The 21,620-nt window shown below is 33.4% G+C and carries 12 protein-coding genes; 7 read left to right on the forward strand and 5 right to left on the reverse strand.

Going from position 1 to position 21,620, the window contains the following annotated elements; translation table 11 throughout:
* Positions 1-36: 36 nt before the first annotated feature.
* Both Q0829_RS18250 and Q0829_RS18255 read right to left on the reverse strand, forming a co-directional pair.
* Positions 37-6,345 carry a hypothetical protein gene (locus Q0829_RS18250; protein ID WP_298545842.1) on the reverse strand — a complete coding sequence of 2,103 codons (6,309 nt, stop codon included), beginning with the start codon at positions 6,343-6,345 and terminating at the stop codon, positions 37-39.
* Positions 6,346-6,469: 124 nt separating this feature from the next.
* The gene (locus Q0829_RS18255) at positions 6,470-7,225 is read right to left on the reverse strand and encodes a LytTR family DNA-binding domain-containing protein (RefSeq protein WP_298545843.1); all 756 of its coding nucleotides are present in this window, start codon (positions 7,223-7,225) and stop codon (positions 6,470-6,472) included.
* Positions 7,226-7,509: 284 nt separating this feature from the next.
* On the opposite strand from Q0829_RS18255, the gene Q0829_RS18260 reads away from it, so the two are divergent.
* Positions 7,510-8,439, forward strand: coding sequence for an AraC family transcriptional regulator (locus Q0829_RS18260; RefSeq protein WP_298545844.1), 930 nt, complete (start codon positions 7,510-7,512; stop codon positions 8,437-8,439).
* Positions 8,440-8,456: 17 nt separating this feature from the next.
* Here Q0829_RS18260 and Q0829_RS18265 read toward each other — a convergent pair whose 3' ends face one another.
* From Q0829_RS18265 to Q0829_RS18275, 3 genes are read right to left on the reverse strand one after another with little or no spacing between them, the layout of a single operon-like run.
* Positions 8,457-9,080 carry a DUF1295 domain-containing protein gene (locus Q0829_RS18265; protein WP_298545845.1) on the reverse strand — a complete coding sequence of 208 codons (624 nt, stop codon included), beginning with the start codon at positions 9,078-9,080 and terminating at the stop codon, positions 8,457-8,459.
* A gap of 23 nt (positions 9,081-9,103) precedes the next feature.
* Complete coding sequence (locus Q0829_RS18270; RefSeq protein ID WP_298545846.1) at positions 9,104-10,447, reverse strand: HAMP domain-containing sensor histidine kinase; 1,344 nt, start codon at positions 10,445-10,447, stop codon at positions 9,104-9,106.
* Positions 10,437-11,783 carry a sigma-54 dependent transcriptional regulator gene (locus tag Q0829_RS18275; protein ID WP_298545847.1) on the reverse strand — a complete coding sequence of 449 codons (1,347 nt, stop codon included), beginning with the start codon at positions 11,781-11,783 and terminating at the stop codon, positions 10,437-10,439. Before Q0829_RS18275 ends, Q0829_RS18270 begins: the two co-directional genes overlap by 11 nt.
* 232 nt (positions 11,784-12,015) lie before the next feature.
* On the opposite strand from Q0829_RS18275, the gene Q0829_RS18280 reads away from it, so the two are divergent.
* Genes Q0829_RS18280 through Q0829_RS18305 form a run of 6 tightly spaced genes read left to right on the forward strand, consistent with a single transcriptional unit; the run spans position 12,016 to position 21,596 of the window.
* Complete coding sequence (locus tag Q0829_RS18280; RefSeq protein WP_298545848.1) at positions 12,016-12,246, forward strand: hypothetical protein; 231 nt, start codon at positions 12,016-12,018, stop codon at positions 12,244-12,246.
* Positions 12,247-12,282: 36 nt separating this feature from the next.
* Complete coding sequence (locus tag Q0829_RS18285) at positions 12,283-13,533, forward strand: efflux RND transporter periplasmic adaptor subunit (RefSeq protein ID WP_298545849.1); 1,251 nt, start codon at positions 12,283-12,285, stop codon at positions 13,531-13,533.
* 46 nt (positions 13,534-13,579) lie between these two features.
* A complete protein-coding gene (locus Q0829_RS18290; protein WP_298545850.1) occupies positions 13,580-14,257 on the forward strand; it encodes an ABC transporter ATP-binding protein in 678 nt (225 codons plus the stop codon).
* 59 nt (positions 14,258-14,316) lie between these two features.
* Positions 14,317-16,716, forward strand: a complete 2,400-nt coding sequence (locus tag Q0829_RS18295; RefSeq protein ID WP_298545851.1) for an ABC transporter permease — start codon at positions 14,317-14,319, stop codon at positions 16,714-16,716.
* Between the two features lie 36 nt (positions 16,717-16,752).
* Positions 16,753-19,137 (forward strand): ABC transporter permease, encoded by a 2,385-nt coding sequence (locus Q0829_RS18300; protein WP_298545853.1) that lies wholly within the window; start codon positions 16,753-16,755, stop codon positions 19,135-19,137.
* A gap of 53 nt (positions 19,138-19,190) precedes the next feature.
* Positions 19,191-21,596 (forward strand): ABC transporter permease, encoded by a 2,406-nt coding sequence (locus Q0829_RS18305; protein WP_298545854.1) that lies wholly within the window; start codon positions 19,191-19,193, stop codon positions 21,594-21,596.
* Positions 21,597-21,620 lie beyond the last annotated feature (24 nt).

Raw genomic sequence — 21,620 nt, forward strand, 5'->3', positions numbered from 1 at the left:
TAGTAATGAATTAAGTTGTTGGTTTGTTTTTCTTGTTTACGGGCATTTGGCTTTATCTGATATCACCTCTACAGTAATTTGTCTACTATCTTCTATAGGTTTTCCTTGTGTATCCAATAGCAAAAACTTCACTTGCACCACATTACTATCATTCCAAAAACCTCTTTTTTTATTCATAGCATTTACAGAGAACTTAATACGATACCTTCCTGTAACATCCAGATTGATAGAACCCCTGTGGGTATTAGAATTTAGTAATGGAAGTAAACCTACATTCTGATCTCCAATATGAGCTGACCAACCATTGTTTCCTGCATTTTCGATGATGACTGCATAATCTAAAGTTCCATTAGGTACTCCCTGTATATCAAAATTTGCCACTTTTCCATAACACCCATATCCATTGTTAATTATGTTATCAGGTTTATCTATTTCTCCTGCTATAAACGGAGTTGCATCATCATCACAGGCATCTCCAATACCATCGTTATCATAATCTCCATTATTATATCTGTTAGGTGTATATGGACATTTATCTGCATCGCCTATCAATCCATCTCCGTCGTAATCCTGCTCTTTTGCTGGTTGTGGCACCAATACTTTATGAAGACTGGCTTCTTTACCGTCCGGTACGCGTAAACTGTTTTTACCTGTGTGAGAAAGTTGATCCGAAATTTTTATCCCTTCTGCGCCATCTGCATTCGCTACCTCACGGAAATCAAAATGCCCTTCTGTAGATACTACATCTTCAGAATTATCGGTTCCGTTACCTTTATACATATAATCCTCGAAATTGTCTACTCCCATTTCTCGATATTGGCTATTAGAAGTCACAGCCGTAGGTAAGGTGTAGTTGTAACCAAACTGTGCTGATGAGTGTCTATCTAAAGCATCCCTGTTTTCTAGTTCTACACCGTACGGACTATATTGAGATACCTCACTGGCAAATGTCCAATCTTGCTCGATGGTTGCAGATTTATGCCATTCTCCATTTCTTAATGTATAAAAAGGTCTAAAATCCTGATAAAACCCTTCAACTCTTGGGGAAGCATTCTCATTTGCTCTTCTTGAAGTTAGATAGGCGTAAGATGATTTTGCTCGCCATTCTCCTTTTACGTTATATAGGTAAGGATTAAAACCTAAACTTGTCATTTGTGCTTCAGCAACAGCCTCATCATTACTAATCGTTTTGCTTTGTATAGGTAAATTACATTCGCACTGAGGTTTCCATAAATCTCCATAGGCTATTGCGCTCGAATTTATAATTCTAAAATCGCCTGCTAATTCACTATTTTCAGGAACTGTAAAGGTATTTTCTGTAATATCTTGAAGATTACCCGCATCATCCCGAAGCGGGTTTTTCATTAACATTACAGAAGCCATACTAGCCGATTGCAGATTCCTATAACCGGATCTTACAAGTTTAAAGGAAATTGTACCTCCGCTGATATTGTTCATGAAATCTTTGTCTACAACCTTCCCTTTAGCATTCATTAGTAACACTCCGTTTCCTAAAGCATTAAATCCAACTACCCATAATTTGTTTCCGAGTAGGTCTGTTGTTTGTTCAATACCTTTAACTAATAATTCATCTCCTTTGGTCAAGTACTCATTAGCATTGTACCCTAAAATTTGAAAATGTTTATTATCAGAACCTGGCATCAGAGTTCCTTCCATTCCGATGTTTTTTGAAGCTAACCCCATTGTATCATAATGCCAATGTGCAGGAAAATTAAAGCTGTAATATTGGTCATCGTATTCATTTATTGTTTGAGTTAACAATACTTGTCCGGTTTCTGCATCCCAAGCTAAATTTTTGGTAGACACCACTGCACTAAGGTCAAATGATTTTTCTTTAACAAGAATCCCGGTTCTATGAATTACTTTGGTAGTAACTGCTGTTCGTAATATATCTTCCTGATAAGACGAAACCGGTAACGGTACGGGTACAATTGCAGGTATAATCGCCGCAAAGAAACCAGTCAAATTCGCGTTTACTCCTATAAAATCTAATTCGGTTCTATTCTCTCTAAAATCATTAATCACATCATACTGCAAACCGATGATTTTACTATCCGTAACTTTACCATCTTTGGATATCGTAGGTAAATAGTTATTCAACTCGTTTTTACCATACTCATTAAATGTGGATTGCGTACTATATATATATTCTTTCCCGGATATTGGATCTTCCTGATTCTCTGCGAAGATCTCTTGTTTCCAAAGTTTACCATTCATATCATTAGTTTCCACCACAAATCCCTGAGAAAGAGTTAAATGATTTCTATCATCTAACTTTTTGGTCAGTATGGTAAGTGCTCCTTTTTTAATATCTGTGAATTTATTTATATTGGTAAACCTACTAATCGTTGGAAAGTTTTTAGAAGTATAAAACGTATTCACGATTTTACCGGTGGCATTTCTATTCAAGGTAACCTCAGTATCGCCATCTATTCTTGTACGATCCAGATTTTTAACTATAACGCGACCATAAGTAACTGTAGCATATGGATAGAATGATTCTCCTATTGGTTTTTCTACATAATTAAATTCTTTTGGAGCTAATCTCTTTTCCTTATAAGTACCTCCCTGATCATCATAAAAAGGTTCTACAAAAGGATTTTCTTTGCTACTATTAGGTTCAAAAGTTGCAACTCCACTGGAAAAACCATTTTCGTCATCATAGTTATACTCTTGTCCATAAAACTGATCATAAATAGGGTCACCAGGGTTATTAGTCATATTCCCCCACTGGTCACGTAGTTGAATTTTCTTTACCCTAATTCCTCCTCCTAATTTTCTCTTATTAGGATTTTGTAAACGTACCCAAGACTTCTCAGGTACAAACTCTATTGAGTTCTTTTTGGATTGCAATTTTTTGTTAGGGCCTTTAAATATTGAAGCTATTTCCCCTAGATCATCTACTAGGGCGCCCACGATAGATTCGAAATCATCATTGAAAGCATCTCCACCAGTGCTATACACAATTTTATTCATATAAGTCCTACCAAAAAACCATCCCGCTTTGGTAATAGGATTCACTTCTTTGTCACTTTTTATCCAACCTCCTTCTCTTGGTAATTTTTTAAGCTGTAATGATGCATAAACTCGGTTACCATCTTTTTTGAAAACGTTGATCCCACTATTTGATTCATAATTGATGTCTGCATAGCCGGATACATAATCAAATTGAGAATTAGTGTTCTTCACCATATTCAGTAAAAACTTGAAGTAAATGGACTTATTAGTGTTCCCTAAATACTTTTCTATAAACTCCGCTCTAGATATTACATCATCTTCATTCTCTAATTTTAGGTATAAGAAACTTGTGTGATCATTTTTATCATACAGGATATTATTACTTAGCTCAGGTATAGATGAAGGAACAGGATTATTCCCAACACCTACAACTTTGAACATTTGCATTGCTCTACGGTCCTGTACATACTGATAATCATCCGCTTCAGTTTCTATTTCTAACTTACCACCTGACGGCAAATCAACAGAAGTTAATGTCCAGGCAGCAGCAAAAGCATCTTGTAATTCCTTATCGTTTTGCTGCACAAAAGCAAATTCTGGAGACGTAATAGGATCATTCTTTGCATTACAATAGGCACCGGATTTAGGATTTAAAATAAGATTTCCATTTTCATTTTTTTCAACCCAATCTGAAGCTACCGGCTTATAATTTCCCCAAATATCATAGGATTTCAAATTATAATCCGGATTAAAACTATCATAATTAAATACGTAAGGTGTGTATTTACCCATGCTAGATTCTCTATATGTAAAATAGACTTTCTTTAGGGTTAGTTTCCCTCCAAAATTATCATCAATGGTATCCTGATTTCCGTCGTAAAATTCACCATTGTTATTTTTAATTCCTTTACACAAAGAATATTCATATTCAAAATGAGCTGATTTGATTGGGGATACTACAGATAAAGCAGGGTCATTGGTTGGGTCATCATCTTCCAGCAGAGCCTCAAATTTCTTATATTCCGGTTTGGAATATAAATCAACTCGATCCAATTTTTGCATTGAATTATTACCCAGACCTCCAGCTTCATTCATTACTCCGGCTCCATCTTTTCTATCAGAAAGGCGAAAAACCGCAATATGGGTCTTAGTTTCAATTTTCTTTATATATACCAACTCCTTTTCACCATATATATAGTTTCCTTTTTGATCATATGGATTAGATTTTAGTCCCTCATTATAAGTAACCTTATTTTCTTCAAATGGGACTCTCCACTTATAATTGGCATCGCTTGTGGTGTAATGAAATTTAGTATAGGAACCCAGGTCATCATCTGTAGGACCATCTAAACTTACATCTTCATAATCTGCAGAAATTACACTGCTTAACAAATAGGTATGTGCATATGAAGGGGTTGTAATTCGATTAAAAAAGTAATCACTCTTTTTTATCTTTCTTCCGTTTACGAATTTATAGGCTCCGTTATCCTTTAAATTAGCACTATTGTATCCAACCAAACCAGTTGCACAGTTGAAATCATCCCTACCCGAAACGTCAAATGTGGCTTCTACTTTTTTCGTATTATATGCTGCCTGTCCAAAAATATACGTACTCCCATTGGGTTGCAAAATTTTGACTCCAACCGTATGGTGGTCTTTTGCATCCACATCGCTTCCTCTAGACTGTACAAAAGGATCCAATTTTGCTTCTTCATTGGTTATTTTTTGGATAACCTGATTTCGTTTACTTCTTTTTGTACGCTTAATTTTTGAGGTGATAGGTACTGATTTATCCGCTACCGAGCTCCCACTTCTTGAATACTGAGTTACATCAAAATTTGACGTAGTCGTTCTACCATATTTCTTTCCTCCCAAACCAATTTTAACAGGTTTGTTTTCGTGAACATCTTCAGTAAATAATGAAAGATTATCATCTACATCTAACGATCCTGAAGTTTTAAAATAAACCGATTCATAGTCAATTGAATTGTCATCGGTAGATTTTTCAGAAAATTGCGGTAAGACAAAATTATTTCTATTCCAAATTCCGGTACTACCCTCAGAATTAGAAACGTTAATATCTAAACCTGCATAAAATGCGTTACCACCTCCAAACTGAGCTCCTAAACTACCTCCGCCTCCTTCATCTTCGATTTTAGCATCATATACATATCCCACCTGACTTCTGAAAGGTCTAAAACTACCTTGTAGCCCCTGTCCCTGAATAGCATAGACATCATATGTGTAATTTGTAATTGGTAAAACGGTAGTATGCTTACTAAAACTTCTATCTTTTTCTCTATTAAAATCTAAAACATCATTTTCGCCAGCTGCTTCCGTATGTTCATACCCAAAACCGGCTACTACTTTATCCTTTTCTGAATCTCTTATTTCCTGATAGGATCCATAACCATCGATCTGTCCCTGGGTATTGGCACCCATAATAGATGAACCTAGGGCTGCTCTAAAACTAAAACTCTCATTTTTTAAACCGGCTCTTTTACTTGGGGTAAATACTTGATGATTATTAAAAGAATATGAGTTTCCTAAACTACCTCCAACTGTTTCCTTCGCTCCATTTTTCTTTACTTCTCCCGTATACCTATTTGTGGAGGCAGACAAACTAAAGGATTGTAATCCCATTCTGGAATTTAAGCTTGCTCCAATAGAACCCGTACCCATATAATCGTCTTTTTTTCCTTCCATTTGTTTGGAAAGACTCACAGACGGATCAATAGAAACTCCGTTTGCCGCAGTAGGAGAAAAATCCACACCTAGTTTGATATTGTCATTAAGGTCATAACTCATCCCTAAGGATGGTTTAAAAGTAATCCCCTCATAACTATTATACTGTACACCTAATCCAAATCCTATCTCTCCAGGTCTTGTAGTACTTTCATCCTTTGTTCCTTTATTAATCGTAACTTCATTTCCGAAAAAATCAAATGATAATTTAAAATTTGTACCTACGGTTACATTCTTCTTCATATCATTTTCATAGCGCATCGGATCTCCTTTAAAATCATCGGGCAAACCACGTACTTGTCGGGCAATTTGCCCAACATTAAGATTCCATCCTAATCCTACCCAAGACGCTTCCTGATCCATGGTAATCCCAGAATCATACGCCAGGTTTAATGGATACCCTCCTACATCCATAATAGGAATATTGTAATTAAAATCCCCTGAGGTAAGATTCACCATATCAGATGTAGATATTGGTGTAAATGAATTAAATTCTGGTTGGCTTGGTCCACTAGTCAAAGCATATAACTGCAATGGTTGTAATGTTTGTACAACAAGTTGTACAGCCAAATAACAGGCTACTACTTTTGATACTTTACTGGTTCGAATGTTTTGAATCATTTTGGGTGATGCTTGGTATTTAAAAATTTATACAAATAGAATTCTTACTGAAGTTCTTTTTAACAATGAACTTCTAATAGCTTGCTCTGTATTTCTGAAAGTTGGATTTGGGCTTATAAAGCAATTAACATTGAGTAGTTAATTTTAAAAACTCTTCTCTTTTTTCTTTGGAAATAGAAACTGTCATATTATTATCCATCAGTATGTAGCCTCCATCTGTCTTGATGTACTGTTTTATATGGTTAATATTAATTATAAAAGATCTATGAGGCTTATAGAAGTTAGATCTTTCTATCATCATATCATTAAAGTGCTTTAATGGTTTACTAATCAAAAGTTCGCCTTCAGATATCGAATATACTTTAGTATACATCCCATCTGCTTTAAAACAAATAATATCATCTAAGTCTAAAAAAAGTATACCATCAGCAACAGGTAGTGCTACTTTGTTAAATTTATTGTTTCTAAAGATTGTAGGAGGCTCCTGTAAACGTTTATAGATTTGTTTTTTACCGATTACTTTTTCAGCCTTAGTAACAGCTTCTTTTATGAGTTGGGGACGTAATGGTTTTAATAAATAATCTATTGCCGAAAATTGAAATGCTTCTATCCCATATTCACGATAAGCTGTTGTAAAAACAATCTCAAAAGTTAAATCCTTTTCATCTATAAAATTAAGGATTTGTAATCCAGAATGCTCAGGCATTTCAATATCTAGGAATACGATCTGAGGTTGATATTTTTTTATCATAGCAACACCTGACAACAAATCTTCTGCTTCATAAATTTCTAAAACCTGAGGACAATACTCCTGCAGTGCAATTGTTAATAATTGCCTGTTTTTTTTCTCATCATCTATAACTATAGCACAAATTTCCATACTGATTATTTAAATAGAACTGGGACTAAAATTATATTCATATCATCCTGCTTTTTTATTTTATATCACTCAGTTTAGAATGATACCGGATAACAGATACCCCACAGTTATCCGGTAAACCAACTATACTCGTAACATTAGTATTATATCATTATTACGATGTTAAGGCTGCAAAAATATTAGATATGTAAAAACATAAGGTTGTCAAAAACTGATGAGTTTCTCAAAAAACACTATTTATATAATTTTCAGTACATTTGTCATTAGATTTTTACCCCTAAAATATGTCTTCAAAATATCTTGATCGATACTATAATCACTTTAGTAAGAGCAGAAGAGAGGATCATAATCCATTGGCCAAAGACAAAAATTATCTGATGCGGTTTAATACATTTTTACCGTATTCTTACGCAAGACAACAAAACTCATTAAGCCTGGTATATTCTAATTCGCTAAGCCCTATGAATTTGGTAACCAAAGAAAGATCTTCTAAGCTTAAAAAAGGCCACTTTACTATTATTAATCCTAATACTGATTGGGAGTTCTTATGTAAAGAAGAAGAAAGAATCGACGTTCTAAGCTTTGTTCTATCAGAAAAGTTGATCTCTAAATTCAGTCATTGTATACATACTAAGGAAACAAAACTACTTGAGGCTCCGTTTGAGGTTTCAAACTACGATGATTTATTTATAGAAAACACCTATAAAGCTTCCTATTCTGAGACTGGAAAATTCATGAAAAATCTACTTAAAATAAGTAATAGTGAAGATTATGAGTTGTTGGAGCCTAATGAAATAGTTTTAGAACTTTTGGGAGTATTATACCAGGAACAGTCTAATTATCATAAACGAATTAAACTTATAAAGGGTAAAAAAGAAGGTACTAAAAGAGAAGTTTTTAAAAGGACATTAGTCGCACATGATTATTTACACGATTCTTATCAAAGTAAAAATATTGATATCGAAGAACTATCACTAATATCGGGACTTTCTGAATATCATTTATATAGTTCATTTAAAGCGATATATCAACAAACACCACATCAATATCTGAATCGTTTGCGCATGCAAAAAGCAAAACAACTAATAAATTCTGGAAAAATGACTATTTCGGAAATATCAGATACATTACAATTCCCAGATCTTCCTACTTTTAGTAAACTTTTTAAGAAAACATATGGTATTACACCTTCTAAATTAATCTACTCCATTTAATTTCCCCTGTTTTAAGATTAAAAAAATTTAGGAAACAATAACCAGCTTCTTTTTTTGTATGCTTCGAATTCCGGAAATTGGGAAAGAAAAACATCTTTTTGTTTCATTATCTTAAGAAATACGAAAAAAGTAAAACCTAGAATAATTACAAATGGCAGCCAATGTTTTGAAAACAGAGCAAGAGAAAGATACATAATTATTTCTCCGAAATAGTTAGGGTTTCTAGTTCTGCTAAACATTCCTTCCATAATTAACCCTTTCTTATATTTTAATGTATAGTATTTCTGTATATCACTCACAAAATGAAAGAAGATCCCTATAATATAAAAAAATAAGACTATTGATATAAAAAATGGTGAAGCTTTCACATGTTGACTAATCAATATAAATGGAGCTACATAATAGCCCAGCATCACTACAAAAACAGAAAAAAAACCTTCTAGTACAGGAATCTGAGCTTTGAAACCTTCATCTCTGAACCAATAATACTTTAGAAACCATAAGATTGAATAGGTTCCATGAAGAGCCAAATACATATAAGCTTCTATAGAGAAATTATCATATAAAAACATCAACCCCAGAACTAAAGGAATAATTAACAATTTATGAATATTTATATATAAAGCTCGTGTGCTTTTCATTTTCCTTTAATTTACATGGTATTCTAAAAAACTAAACTAAACACGGTACCTTCTGTTTCTTTACTACTTACCAGAATTTTACCTTTATGGAGTAACATAATCTGTTTACAAAGACTTAGTCCGATACCGCTACCTGTCGTTTTACTAGTAAAAAACGGAATAAAAATACTCTCCATAATATCTTGTGGAATTCCAGAACCATTATCGTATACTTTAATTACAATATTTCTATTCGGTTTCTGTTCAGCAATTACTCGTATTTCTGGATTAGCTTTATGCTTACAAGCATCTACAGCATTTAAGATCAGATTAATCAAAACTTGTTCGATTAAATAGCTATCAATATTCAATTCTAATTTTGGAGGTACTACTTTAAAATCAATAGTAATATTTTTTACATCCAAAGAAGGTTGCATTAGCAATTGTATATTATCAAAAAGTTCAGCAATCTTCTTTTTCTCTAGATTTAGATGTGTTACTTTGTTGAGACTACGATAGGTTTTAGCGAATTTCAATAAACCTTCACTCCTATTTTTTATAGTTTTTACGCCTGAATTCACATCTTCTAATTCCAATGGATACTCTTTAGGGTTATCTAAAGTAAGCTGCAAATGTGATTGTAAAGTATCTGCCAGAGAAGAAATTGGTGCAATAGAATTCATAATTTCATGAGTCATTACACTTAGTAATTTTTTCCAGGCTTCCGACTCATTTTTGTTTAATGTATCATCAATATTTTGTAAAACGATAAGTTTAAACGGATCATCCTTAACCTGAAAAACTGTATCAGAAATTAATACCTTTATCTTTTCATTCTGAACGGCTATCGAAATTGAGTTCGGCTCTTTATGATAGGTTTCAAAAACGGCGTCGTACAAATCAGGTTTTCTTTTTTCTACAAAGCGAATATTCTTAAATGAAGGAAAATCTAATGTCTCTCTAAATGAATCGTTGGACCATAACACATCTCCTGTTTCGAGATTATAAGCAATAATACCAATATCTACCATCTCCAGTATCTTCTGAAGATATACATATTGTGCTTCATTTTGAGAGTTTATATCTTTGATAGTACGATTCACTTCATTAAAGCCTTTATAAAGAAATCTTATATCCCTAGGGCCTCTATCCTCAGGAAACCATCTGGAAAAATCTCGATACTTAACCGCTTCAAAGAAATCATCCATAACGACAAAACGACGTTTGACAAAATTATAAGTAGTATATCCAATATATAAGATTATAAATGTAATACCTGCAGCGATACTTGTATAGTCCTTAACAATAGCATACACCAAACCTAGTATCAAGGAAACCAAAATTAGAATCCTTATGAATAGTCTAAAAATGTAACCGTTATAGTTCATACTTATCTAACCTTCGGTATAATGCTGCTCTAGTAATTCCTAGTTCTTTTGCAGATTTCGAAACATTTCCTTTATTTTTTTCTAGAACGGTAAGAATTGCATTTTTTTCTATACTATCTAAATTCATTGTTACAGCAGAAGTTTTAGTAGTTTGTCTTTCTATAGAAGAAAAAACTAAATCTTCTGGTTTTAATACATTACCATCAGTCATAATTACAGCGCGCTCTAGGACATATTGTAATTCTCTTACATTACCAGGAAAATCATGTTTTTTCAATTTAGAAATAAAACCTGAATCTAATGAGAACGTACTTTTATTATATTTATCCGCATAAATATTAATAAAATGCTTTGCCAGCAGCGTAATATCTGTTCCTCTATCTCGTAATGGAGGCATCATAATATCTACTGTATTAATTCTATAAATTAAGTCCTTCCTGAACTTTTGTTCATCCGCTAAAACTTGTGGTTCAATATTAGTTGCACAAATTAGTCTAATATCAATAGAAATCGCTTCATTAGATCCTAATGGAGTAACCAACCTGTTCTGCAAAACTGTTAATAAACGTACTTGTTGTCCTAAAGTAATATTGCCTATTTCATCTAAAAACAAAGTTCCTCCGTTAGCAGCTTCGAATCGCCCTACTCTATCTTCTTTAGCATCTGTAAAAGCTCCCTTTTTATAACCAAACAATTCACTCTCAAAAAGTGATGAAGTCAATGCGCCTACATCTACTTTTACAAAAGGCTTATCCTTTCTGTTAGAATTGTCGTGTAGTGCTCTTGCTATTAAATCTTTTCCTGTACCATTTTCACCAAGAATTAGAACATTAGCATCAGTAGGAGCCACTTTTTTTAGTTTTAAAAACACATCCTTAATCGCATCACTTTCTCCTATAATTGTATTCGTTCCTGGTTGAGTAACATTATTTTTTGAATCCTTAGATTTTTTAGATTGTAATAAAGTAGTAATCGTGTTTATGATCTTTTCATTCTTCCATGGCTTCACTAAAAAATCAGAAGCTCCTTCCTTTAATGCACGAATTGCCAAATCAATATCGGCATAAGCCGTAATCAAAATGACATCAGTACCGGGCTTTTTTTCCTTTATTTTATTCAACCAGAAGATCCCTTCATTACCCGTATTAACCAGACCATTAAAATTCATATCCAGAATAATAATATCAAATTTTTTCTGCTCTATTTGTGAACCTATATTGCTGGGATTCTTTTCTATAACAACCTCTCTAACCAAAGGTTTTAATAAAAGACGTAATGCAGTTAGTACATCTACATCATCATCTATAACTAATATTGTAGCTTCCTTTAATACCATTGATACAATATTACAATATTATATTCAGCATATAAAAATTAGAAAACAAAATATTACAGATCTTTAGATGTACCGTTTTCGAACACAAAGTGTATCGAAATCGTACACTTTTATTTACACAAAAAAACATTATCCATTGAAAAACAGTGACTTATGTTTTTGGCATTATCTTGACTATGTAATTGATGTACAAAAATAAGATTAAAAGCATAACGAGATAATTCATAATATAATGAGCAAATTAATTTTAATTCTAATCATAACTCTAGTAACTTTTTTTTACGGGCAAGACATTAGCGAATCAAATCCAATAAAACAAGAGGATTCCGCAGCTAAAAACTCTTCAACTACAGTACTAAAAGAAGTGAAGCTTCCCAATACTTCTATAGTCATTATCGATCGAAATAATGTACTGTACGATAATGTACTTGAATTTTCAAGCTCTAAAAACAAAACAAACTAAATCAACTAATTAGCATCAATAATCAAAAAGCCAAACATGGACGTTCCAATTCAAAAAAAGAAATTCTCAAAATCCCGTATCGCAATGACGATAGGTGGTTTAGCAATATTAGCATTGATACTCTTTGTATTCATACAGTCTTCTGGGGGTTCTAAATTAAACGTAGAAAAAGAGCGTATTGCTATCAATACCATTAAGAAAGACGTGTTTCAGGAAAATATCCCAGTAAATGGAATTGTATTACCTATCACTACTATTTATCTAGATGCTCTGGAAGGTGGTAGAGTTGAAGAAAAGTTTGTAGAAGATGGTGCTATTATGAAAAAAGGAGAGCCAATTCTAAGATTATCTAATACTGATCTGGAATTAAGCCTAATCAATCAGGAAACATCAGTATACAATTTATTAACCCAGATGCAAATCTCTCAAAACGCTGCTCGTCAAAATACTATTAACAGACGAAATCAATTCACAGATGTAGAAAATAGTCTTATTGAAGCTAAACGTCTTTATGAACTTAATAAAAAATTATATGATAAAGGAGCAGTTGGTCGTCAGGAATATGAATCTTCTGAAAACGATTATAACTATCAAAGACAGCGTATGCAATTGGCTAAACAAGTATTGAGTCAGGATTCTTCTGCTACAAAACAAGAACTTAGCCAAGCTCAAAGTTCATATGCAAGAACACAAAGTGCATTAGAATTAATGCGTAAAAAAGTAGGTGATCTTGTCGTTCGTGCTCCTGTAGATGGCCAACTAACATCATTGGATGCAGAAATTGGACAATCAAAAAACAAAGGAGAACGTCTGGGACAAATTGATGTTTTAAGTGGATTCAAAGTGCGCGTAGATATTGATGAACACTATATTTCCAGAATTTATAATGGTCAAAAAGGAACCTTTACTTTTAATAACAAAACCTATACACTAATCATCAAAAAAGTATTTACACAAGTTACCAATGGACGTTTTCAGGTGGATATGCAATTCGAAAGCGATGTCCCTGAAGGAATTCGTAGAGGACAGAACCTACAAATTCGTGTCGCCTTAAGTGCAGAAAAGCAAGCGCTGCTTATTCCTAAAGGTGGATTTTTTCAGAAAACAGGTGGTAATTGGATTTTTAAAGTAAGTGATGGCGGAAGCAGTGCGTATAAAGTAAATATCCGTTTAGGAAGCCAAAACACAGAATATTATGAAGTTATCGAAGGATTATTACCAGGTGATCAAGTAGTAACATCTAGTTATGACAGTTTTGGAGACACAGAAGAATTAATATTAAAGTAAAAGAAATCAATCTGTCCGCCTCAGGCGGATTAAATAATCGAATGTAATGATACAAATAACAGACTTAGAAAAATTTTATAGAACAGAAGAGGTACAAACCATAGCATTAAACAAACTATCTTTTAGCGTAAAAGAAGGAGAGTTTGTAGCAATCATGGGGCCTTCTGGTTGTGGCAAGTCAACTTTACTAAACATTTTAGGATTGCTGGATGATCCTGATGGGGGAAGTTTCAAATTTAATGGCGAAGAAGTTGCCGGTTATAAAGAACGTAAACGATCAGACTTACGTAAACATAATGTAGGATTTGTTTTTCAGAGTTTTAATCTAATCGATGAGCTTACTGTTTTCGAAAACGTAGAATTACCCTTGATATATACCGGTGTTAAACCTGCAGAACGCAAAAAACGTGTAGAAGAAGTGCTTGAAAAAATGCAAATCATGCACCGTCGTAATCATTTCCCACAACAATTATCCGGTGGACAACAACAGCGAGTTGCCGTAGCTAGAGCAGTAGTTAATAATCCTAAGCTTATTCTTGCCGATGAACCTACAGGAAATTTAGATAGTACCAATGGAAATGAAGTGATGGATTTATTAATTGAACTTAATGAAGCAGGAACCACCATCATTATGGTAACGCACAGTGAGCACGATGCTAAATACAGTCACCGAATTATCCGAATGTTAGATGGGCAAAAAGTGACAGAAAACATATTAACATAATAGCAGAGGTTATTCATCAATCTATAATCAATCAAAATCGAATCAGCAAATCAATAATTATGTTTAGGAATTACATCAAAATAGCATTTAGAAACCTTCTTAAAAATAGAATCTATTCTTTTATTAATATTTCTGGTCTTGCTCTTGGTATGGCTGTAACTATAATGATAGGATTATGGATTACGGATGAATTGAGTTATAACAATTACTTTGAAAACAAGGCAACAATTGCACAAGTTTTTCAAAGTCAAACATTTAATGGTAAAATAGGCACAGGACCTGCAATTCCAAGACCTCTAGAGTTTGAGTTACGCGAAAATTACAATGATAATTTTAAGTATATCATGATGTCTTCCTGGACGCAACCTAGATATTTAAGGTATGGTGAAAAAAGCATTTATAGAGACGGTAATTTTATGCAAGAACCTGCTCCAGATGTATTAAATCTAAAGATTCTTCAAGGTGAAAAATATGGATTAAAAGAAAAGAACTCAATCATGCTTTCTAAATCCACCGCAGAAACACTGTTCGCTAAAGAAAATCCGCTAGGTAAAATTATAAAAGTAAATAACACAGATGATTTAATAGTAACTGCTATATATGAAGATATACCAGTTAATAATGCTTTTGATGAAACTAATTATATTATCCCTTGGAAACATTATATAACCACGCAAGAATGGATAACAAGATCCGCAGACGCCTGGGGAAACAATTCGTTTCAACTTTTTGTGCAAATCAATGACAATACCACTATGGATATTGTTACCTCCAAAATAAAAGATGCTAAGAAAAAAGCTAATGAAGAAACTGCACAATTCAATCCTCAGTTATTTTTATTACCTATGAAGGATTGGCATTTACGTTCTAATTTTGAAAACGGAGTTCAAACAGGTGGGCGTATTGAAAATGTTTGGTTATTTGGTATTATTGGCTTATTCGTATTACTATTAGCCTGTATTAACTTTGTAAATTTAAGCACTGCCCGTTCAGAAAAACGTGCTACGGAAGTTGGTATAAGAAAATCTATTGGTTCTAAAAGAGGGCAACTCATTTTTCAATTTCTAAGCGAATCATTTTTGGTTGTTGTTTTCTCTTTTGTTTTAGCACTTGTTATAGTTTTATTATTCTTAAACGCTTTTAATAATTTAGCTAGTAAAGAAATTGTTTTTCCGTGGTTAAGTCTTCAGTTTTGGGGAGTATCTCTGGTATTTATCATTTTAACTTCGTTTCTAGCGGGTAGTTACCCTGCTCTGTATTTATCTTCTTTCAATCCTGTTTCAGTTTTAAAAGGAACTTTTAAAGCAGGTCGTTTTGCAGCAGTTCCCAGAAAAATATTGGTAGTTACACAGTTTACAGTATCTATAGCTCTTATTATAGGTACACTCGTAGTAATGAATCAAATACAACATAGTAAAGACAGACCTGTAGGATATAATAAAGAAGGGTTAATACAAATCCCGGTAATGAGTGATGAATTCATGGGTAAAGCTGATCTTATGCGTAATCAATTTATCGCCTCTGGTGCTGCTATAGAAATGGCAACTACTAGTAGTCCAACTACAAATGTTTGGTCAAACAGAAGTGGATATACTTGGGATGGTAAACCAGAAGGTTTTCAGGAAGATTTAGCATATACCTCTGTATCCTATGAATTTACTAAAACATTGGATATCGAACTAATTGCGGGTAGAGGTTTTTCTAGAGAATTTGCGAGTGATTCTAATGCTGTAATTCTTAATGAAACTGCTGTAAAATATATGGGATTAAAGGATCCAATTGGTAAATATATTAGAGATACTGACACTGAAAACCCTGATGACCCACTTAAAATTGTTGGAATAATTAAGGATATGATTGTTCAGTCTCCTTATAGCCCCATAAAACAGGCAATGTATGTTTTTGATAAAAACCAGAATGCAAGCTTTTATAATCTACGATTACACCCGGCAAAAAGTGTAAGTAATAGTCTAGTACTAGTAGAGGAAACTTTTAAAAAGAATTTTCCAAACCTTCCATTTGATTATCAATTTGTAGATCAGGAATATGCCAAAAAATTTAGAGCAGAAGAACGTATTGCCAGTTTAGCAAAAGTGTTTACTATGCTAGCCATATTTATAAGTCTTTTAGGTTTATTTGGACTTGCTTCTTTTGTAGCAGAGCAACGTACTAAGGAAATAGGCGTGCGAAAAATCCTTGGAGCTTCTTTAGCTAATTTGTGGATGCTACTTTCTAAAGATTTTATCAAACTAGTAATTATTGCACTTTTTATAGCAGGTCCTATTGCTTACTATTTTATGAGTCAGTGGTTACAGAAATTTTCTTATAGAACCGATATTTCGTGGAACATATTTTTAATTGCTGGTTGCGGAGCACTTATCATAACTATTATTACGATAAGTGTACAGGCTATAAAATCTGTAACCGCGAATCCTGTAGATTCTTTACGAACAGAATAAATCATCAATCAAAAAACGAACGGTAAAACTACAATCATGATCAGGAATTATTTTAAAATATCAATAAGAAATCTACTAAAGAACAAAACCCTTTCCCTTTTAAACCTCATTGGTTTGAGCGTTGGGATTTCAAGTGTTCTAACATTATTATTCTCGGTATATGCCTACTATACTGCCGATAGTCCTATACCTGATAAAGAGAATATTTTTTATACAAAAACTGTTTTAAAAGATGGTAATGATTATTCCGAAATGCCCTATCCATTGCTGGATAATGTGTTGAATAGCTCGCCGGACGTAATTGCAGGAACACATTTACACAGTTGGAACAATATGTGGTTAACATTTGAAGAAAAAGATTTTCAAAATAGAACCGATTATGCAGACCCTGAATTTTTTGAAGTATTTGACCTTCCTTTGAAGTATGGGAATAAAATAACAGCTTTAAAAGAAAAATATTCTATTGTACTAACAGATAAAGTAAGTAAACAAATTTTTGGTGATATAAATCCCGTTGGGAAGACCATAATTGGATCAGATACGCTTAACTTGAAAGTTACCGGAGTTTTTGAGCCGATTAGCCCCTATTCTGCTTTTCGGTTAGGTGTATTACTTCCTAATACATTACTTAAAACAAATCCTTCCTTTATTGCACAGACCCATTGGGGAAATAGTTTTTCCCCAACTTATTATAGGTTAAGACCGGATAGCGATCTTACGCAACTTAAGAATAGTGTAACTCGATTGATGAAAGAAAATCGTATCGATATGAATACAATTGCAGAAATGAAGGTGATGCCATTCGGTGATATGAGAACAGATGCTATTCCCATTGTCGATATTATTATCTCTAGTTCTATTGCTGCTTCCTTTTTTATTCTACTAATTATATTGGTTAATTTTCTTAATCTCAACACTTCTACCATGTTGGGACGCACTAAAACAATTGCAGTACGTAAAGTATTAGGAAGTGATAAAAAAGGGATCATTATTCAATATTGTATAGAAAACGGGATTCTTGTTTTTGTATCCATTCTTTTATCAGCATTTCTTTTTTTTACTGTAAACCTTCCTAGGTTAAATGATACGTTTGGTCCTGAATTTGGTAGAATTTCCTTTGATATTTTTAAAGATTACCCTGTAGTTTTAGGGATTATTGTGATTGGGATTTTAGCAACTTTGATGGTTTCTATTTTACCAAGTCTTCGCTTTGTAAAAATCCCTGTTACTTTAGGTATTAAAGGAAAAGTGCAACAGGTAAAAAGCAACTTCTTATTACGCAACTCATTTATTATTCTTCAATTTACAATTGCAATTTTATGTATAAGCATTGCAATTATACTCAATAAGCAGATTGGCTTTATGAAAAATGCAGATTTGGGCTTTGAACGTAATAATGTTTTAGTTGGAAATATAGATTTGGATTATAAAAAATTAGATATTGCACAATCAAAATTTAATGCACTTTTAAATGAATTAGAGTCCAATCCTTATGTAAAGAGTGTTTCAACAAGCCAGGCAATACCATCAGACTATTATTTTAACTATACGAACTATTATGATCCGACAAACGATACGGATGTTCGGATACGAAGATCGTATGCAGACCAGTCTTATTTTAAAACATTAGAAATTCCAATCGTAGAAGGGCGTAATTTTAACCAAAATATTGATCAGGCTGACGAATACCCGGTCATTATAAATGAGGCCGCTTTAAAAGCATTTGGTTGGAAAACAATTGAAGGCAAAACACTTAATTTTAAAGGAGGAAATGGGATAGGACAGCCCATTGTAGGTGTTGTTAAAGACTTCCACTATCAAGACTTACAAAATGCTGTTGAACCATTGGTTCATATTTATAGAGATCGTAAAACATTAGAGCAACATAGGTTTTTAACAGTAAGTGTACAAGAAGGTCATGAAACTAGTATTGAAAACATCATTTCTACTGCTTTTGAGAATATCCCTTCTAGAAAAAGATATATACAATCCAGATTAACAGATAAAGTTAGCGGTCAATATTTATTAATTGAAGGAATTCTTAAATCCGTAAGTATTACTGCAATTCTTGCAATTTTTATTTCGTGTTTAGGGCTTTTCGGGCTCATTTCTTTTTCAGCAAAAAGGAGAGTGAAAGAAATTGGTGTTCGCAAAGTATTAGGTGCTGGAGTGACTAAAATTGTATTCTTATTATCTAAAGATTATGTCATTTTAGTAGGTATTGCTGCTCTTATTGCATTCCCTATTGCGTGGTATGCTATGAATTCGTGGCTAGATGGTTTTGCCTATAGTATATCAATTAAGTGGTGGATGTTTGGCTTGGCTGCTTTTATAGCTTTATTCATCACCTCATTTACACTAGGATTACGAGCTATTAAATCGGCTGTAGCTAATCCTATAAATTCCTTAAGAACCGAATAAATCATCAATCAAATCAATCCTTTCGCCTCTGGCGGATCAAAAAATGAACTGTTATGATTAGGAATTATTTTAAAATCGCATTAAGAAACTTGTTAAAAAACAAGATCTATTCGTTCATAAATATATCAGGACTAGCAATTGGTATGGCAGCCACCATACTAATCGGTTTGTGGATATATGATGAACTTAGTTATGGCAATTATTTCGAAAATAACACAACTATCGCTCAGGTATTTCAGCATGAATCTGCGAATAACATTATAGATACAGGACCTGCGATACCAAGACCATTGGAGTTTGCGCTTAGAGAAGGCTATAAAGATAATTTTAAGCATATCATCATGTCCTCCTGGGAACAACCAAGATATATTCGTTTTGGAGAAACTAATATTTACAGACGTGGAAATGCCATGCAAGAAGGTGCTCCAGAGATGCTAAATTTAAAAATTATAGAGGGTGTAAGAGATGGTTTAAAAGAGAAGAATTCCATAATGCTATCTGAATCTTCTGCCAAAACGTTATTTGGAACAGATGCTGCTGTGGGTAAAATCGTAAAAGTAAATAATCAGGATGACTTAATTATCACCGCAATCTATGAAGATATTCCTGATAATAATTCGTTTAATGAAATGGATTATCTCATCCCGTGGAAATATTATATAACTACACAACCTTGGTTAGAGAGAGCAAAAACAGCCTGGGGAAACAATTCTTTTCAGATGTTTGTGCAGATCAATGATAATACAACTATGGAGGCGGTTACTTCTAAAATCATTGATGTTAAAAAAAAGGCTTCGCCTGGAGAAGCAGAATTTAATCCACAAATCTTCTTATTTCCTATGAAAGACTGGTACTTAAGAAGTGATTTTGAGAATGGTATTCAAAGTGGTGGGCGTATTGAAAATGTTTGGTTATTCGGTATCATCGGTATCTTTATCTTATTATTGGCTTGTATCAATTTTGTTAATTTAAGTACAGCTCGTTCAGAAAAGCGAGCTATAGAAGTTGGCATAAGAAAATCTATAGGTTCACAAAGAGGTCAGCTTATATTTCAATTTCTAAGTGAATCATTCCTAGTTGTATTTGTGGCATTTTTAATAGCAATCGGAATTGTGTTATTAAGTCTAGATGGTTTTAACAATTTAGCAAGTAAAGTCATTGTTTTTCCGTGGACAAATACGCTATTTTGGCTTGTATCCTTAGTATTCATTTTTGTAACCGCATTCTTGTCTGGAAGTTATCCCGCATTGTATTTATCATCCTTCAATCCTGTTACCGTCTTAAAAGGCACTTTTAGAGTTGGTCGTTTTGCAGCACTTCCAAGAAAAGTATTAGTAGTTACTCAGTTTACAGTGTCTATTGCGCTTATTATAGGGACACTCATTGTAATGAACCAAATTCAGTACAGCAAAGAAAGACCAACGGGTTATGACAAAGAAGGCTTGATTCAAATACCGGTTATGAGTAGCGAATTTAGTGGGAAAGCAGATATCATGCGAAATCAATTTATAGCTTCTGGAGGAGCTATAGAAATGGCTACGACAAGCAGCCCTACTACAGATGTTTGGTCCAATAGAGGTGGTTATACCTGGGAAGGTAAACCGGTAGGTTTTCAAGAAGATTTGGCATATACCGATGTATCCTATGAATTTGTCGAAACCTTGGGCGCAAAAATAATAGCTGGGCGTGGCTTTTCCAGAGATTTTCCCACGGATTCTTTAGGTGTGATTCTTAATAAAACAGCAGTAGAATATATGGGTATTAAAAATCCAATAGGAAAATTGATACGTGACTCTGATATTGATGATCCTAACCCGATGCCACCGCTTAAAATTATTGGTGTTATCGATGATATTATTATGCAGTCACCATATAGTCCCGTAAAACAATCTATGTATGCCTTTGATAGATTTGGTAATATTTCCTTTTATAATCTACGGTTGAATCCGGAGAACAGTATTAGCGATAATTTGGAAATTGTTGAAGGCGTATTTAAAACCAATTTTCCTAATGTACCATTCGACTATCAATTCATAGATCAGGAATACGCTAAAAAGTTCAGAGCAGAAGAACGTATCGCTAGTTTAGCAAAAGTTTTTACCATATTAGCCATATTTATAAGTCTTTTAGGTTTATTTGGACTTGCCTCCTTTGTAGCAGAACAACGAACAAAAGAAATAGGTGTTAGAAAAATTCTTGGAGCTTCTCTTGCTAATCTATGGATATTACTTTCTAAAGATTTTATCAAACTAGTAATTATTGCGCTATTCATATCAGCGCCAATAGCTTATTATTTTATGAATGAATGGCTGCAAAAATTCTCTTATAGAACAGACATCTCCTGGAATATATTTTTAATAGCGGGCTCTGGAGCAATTATCATAACTATCATTACGATTAGCATACAGGCCATAAAATCAGTAACAGCAAATCCTGTAGATTCTTTACGAACAGAATAAACAATTCAATCCTTACACTCTAAA

It is taken from the genome of uncultured Aquimarina sp., from assembly GCF_947492405.1.
Taxonomy (GTDB): Bacteria; Bacteroidota; Bacteroidia; order Flavobacteriales; family Flavobacteriaceae; genus Aquimarina.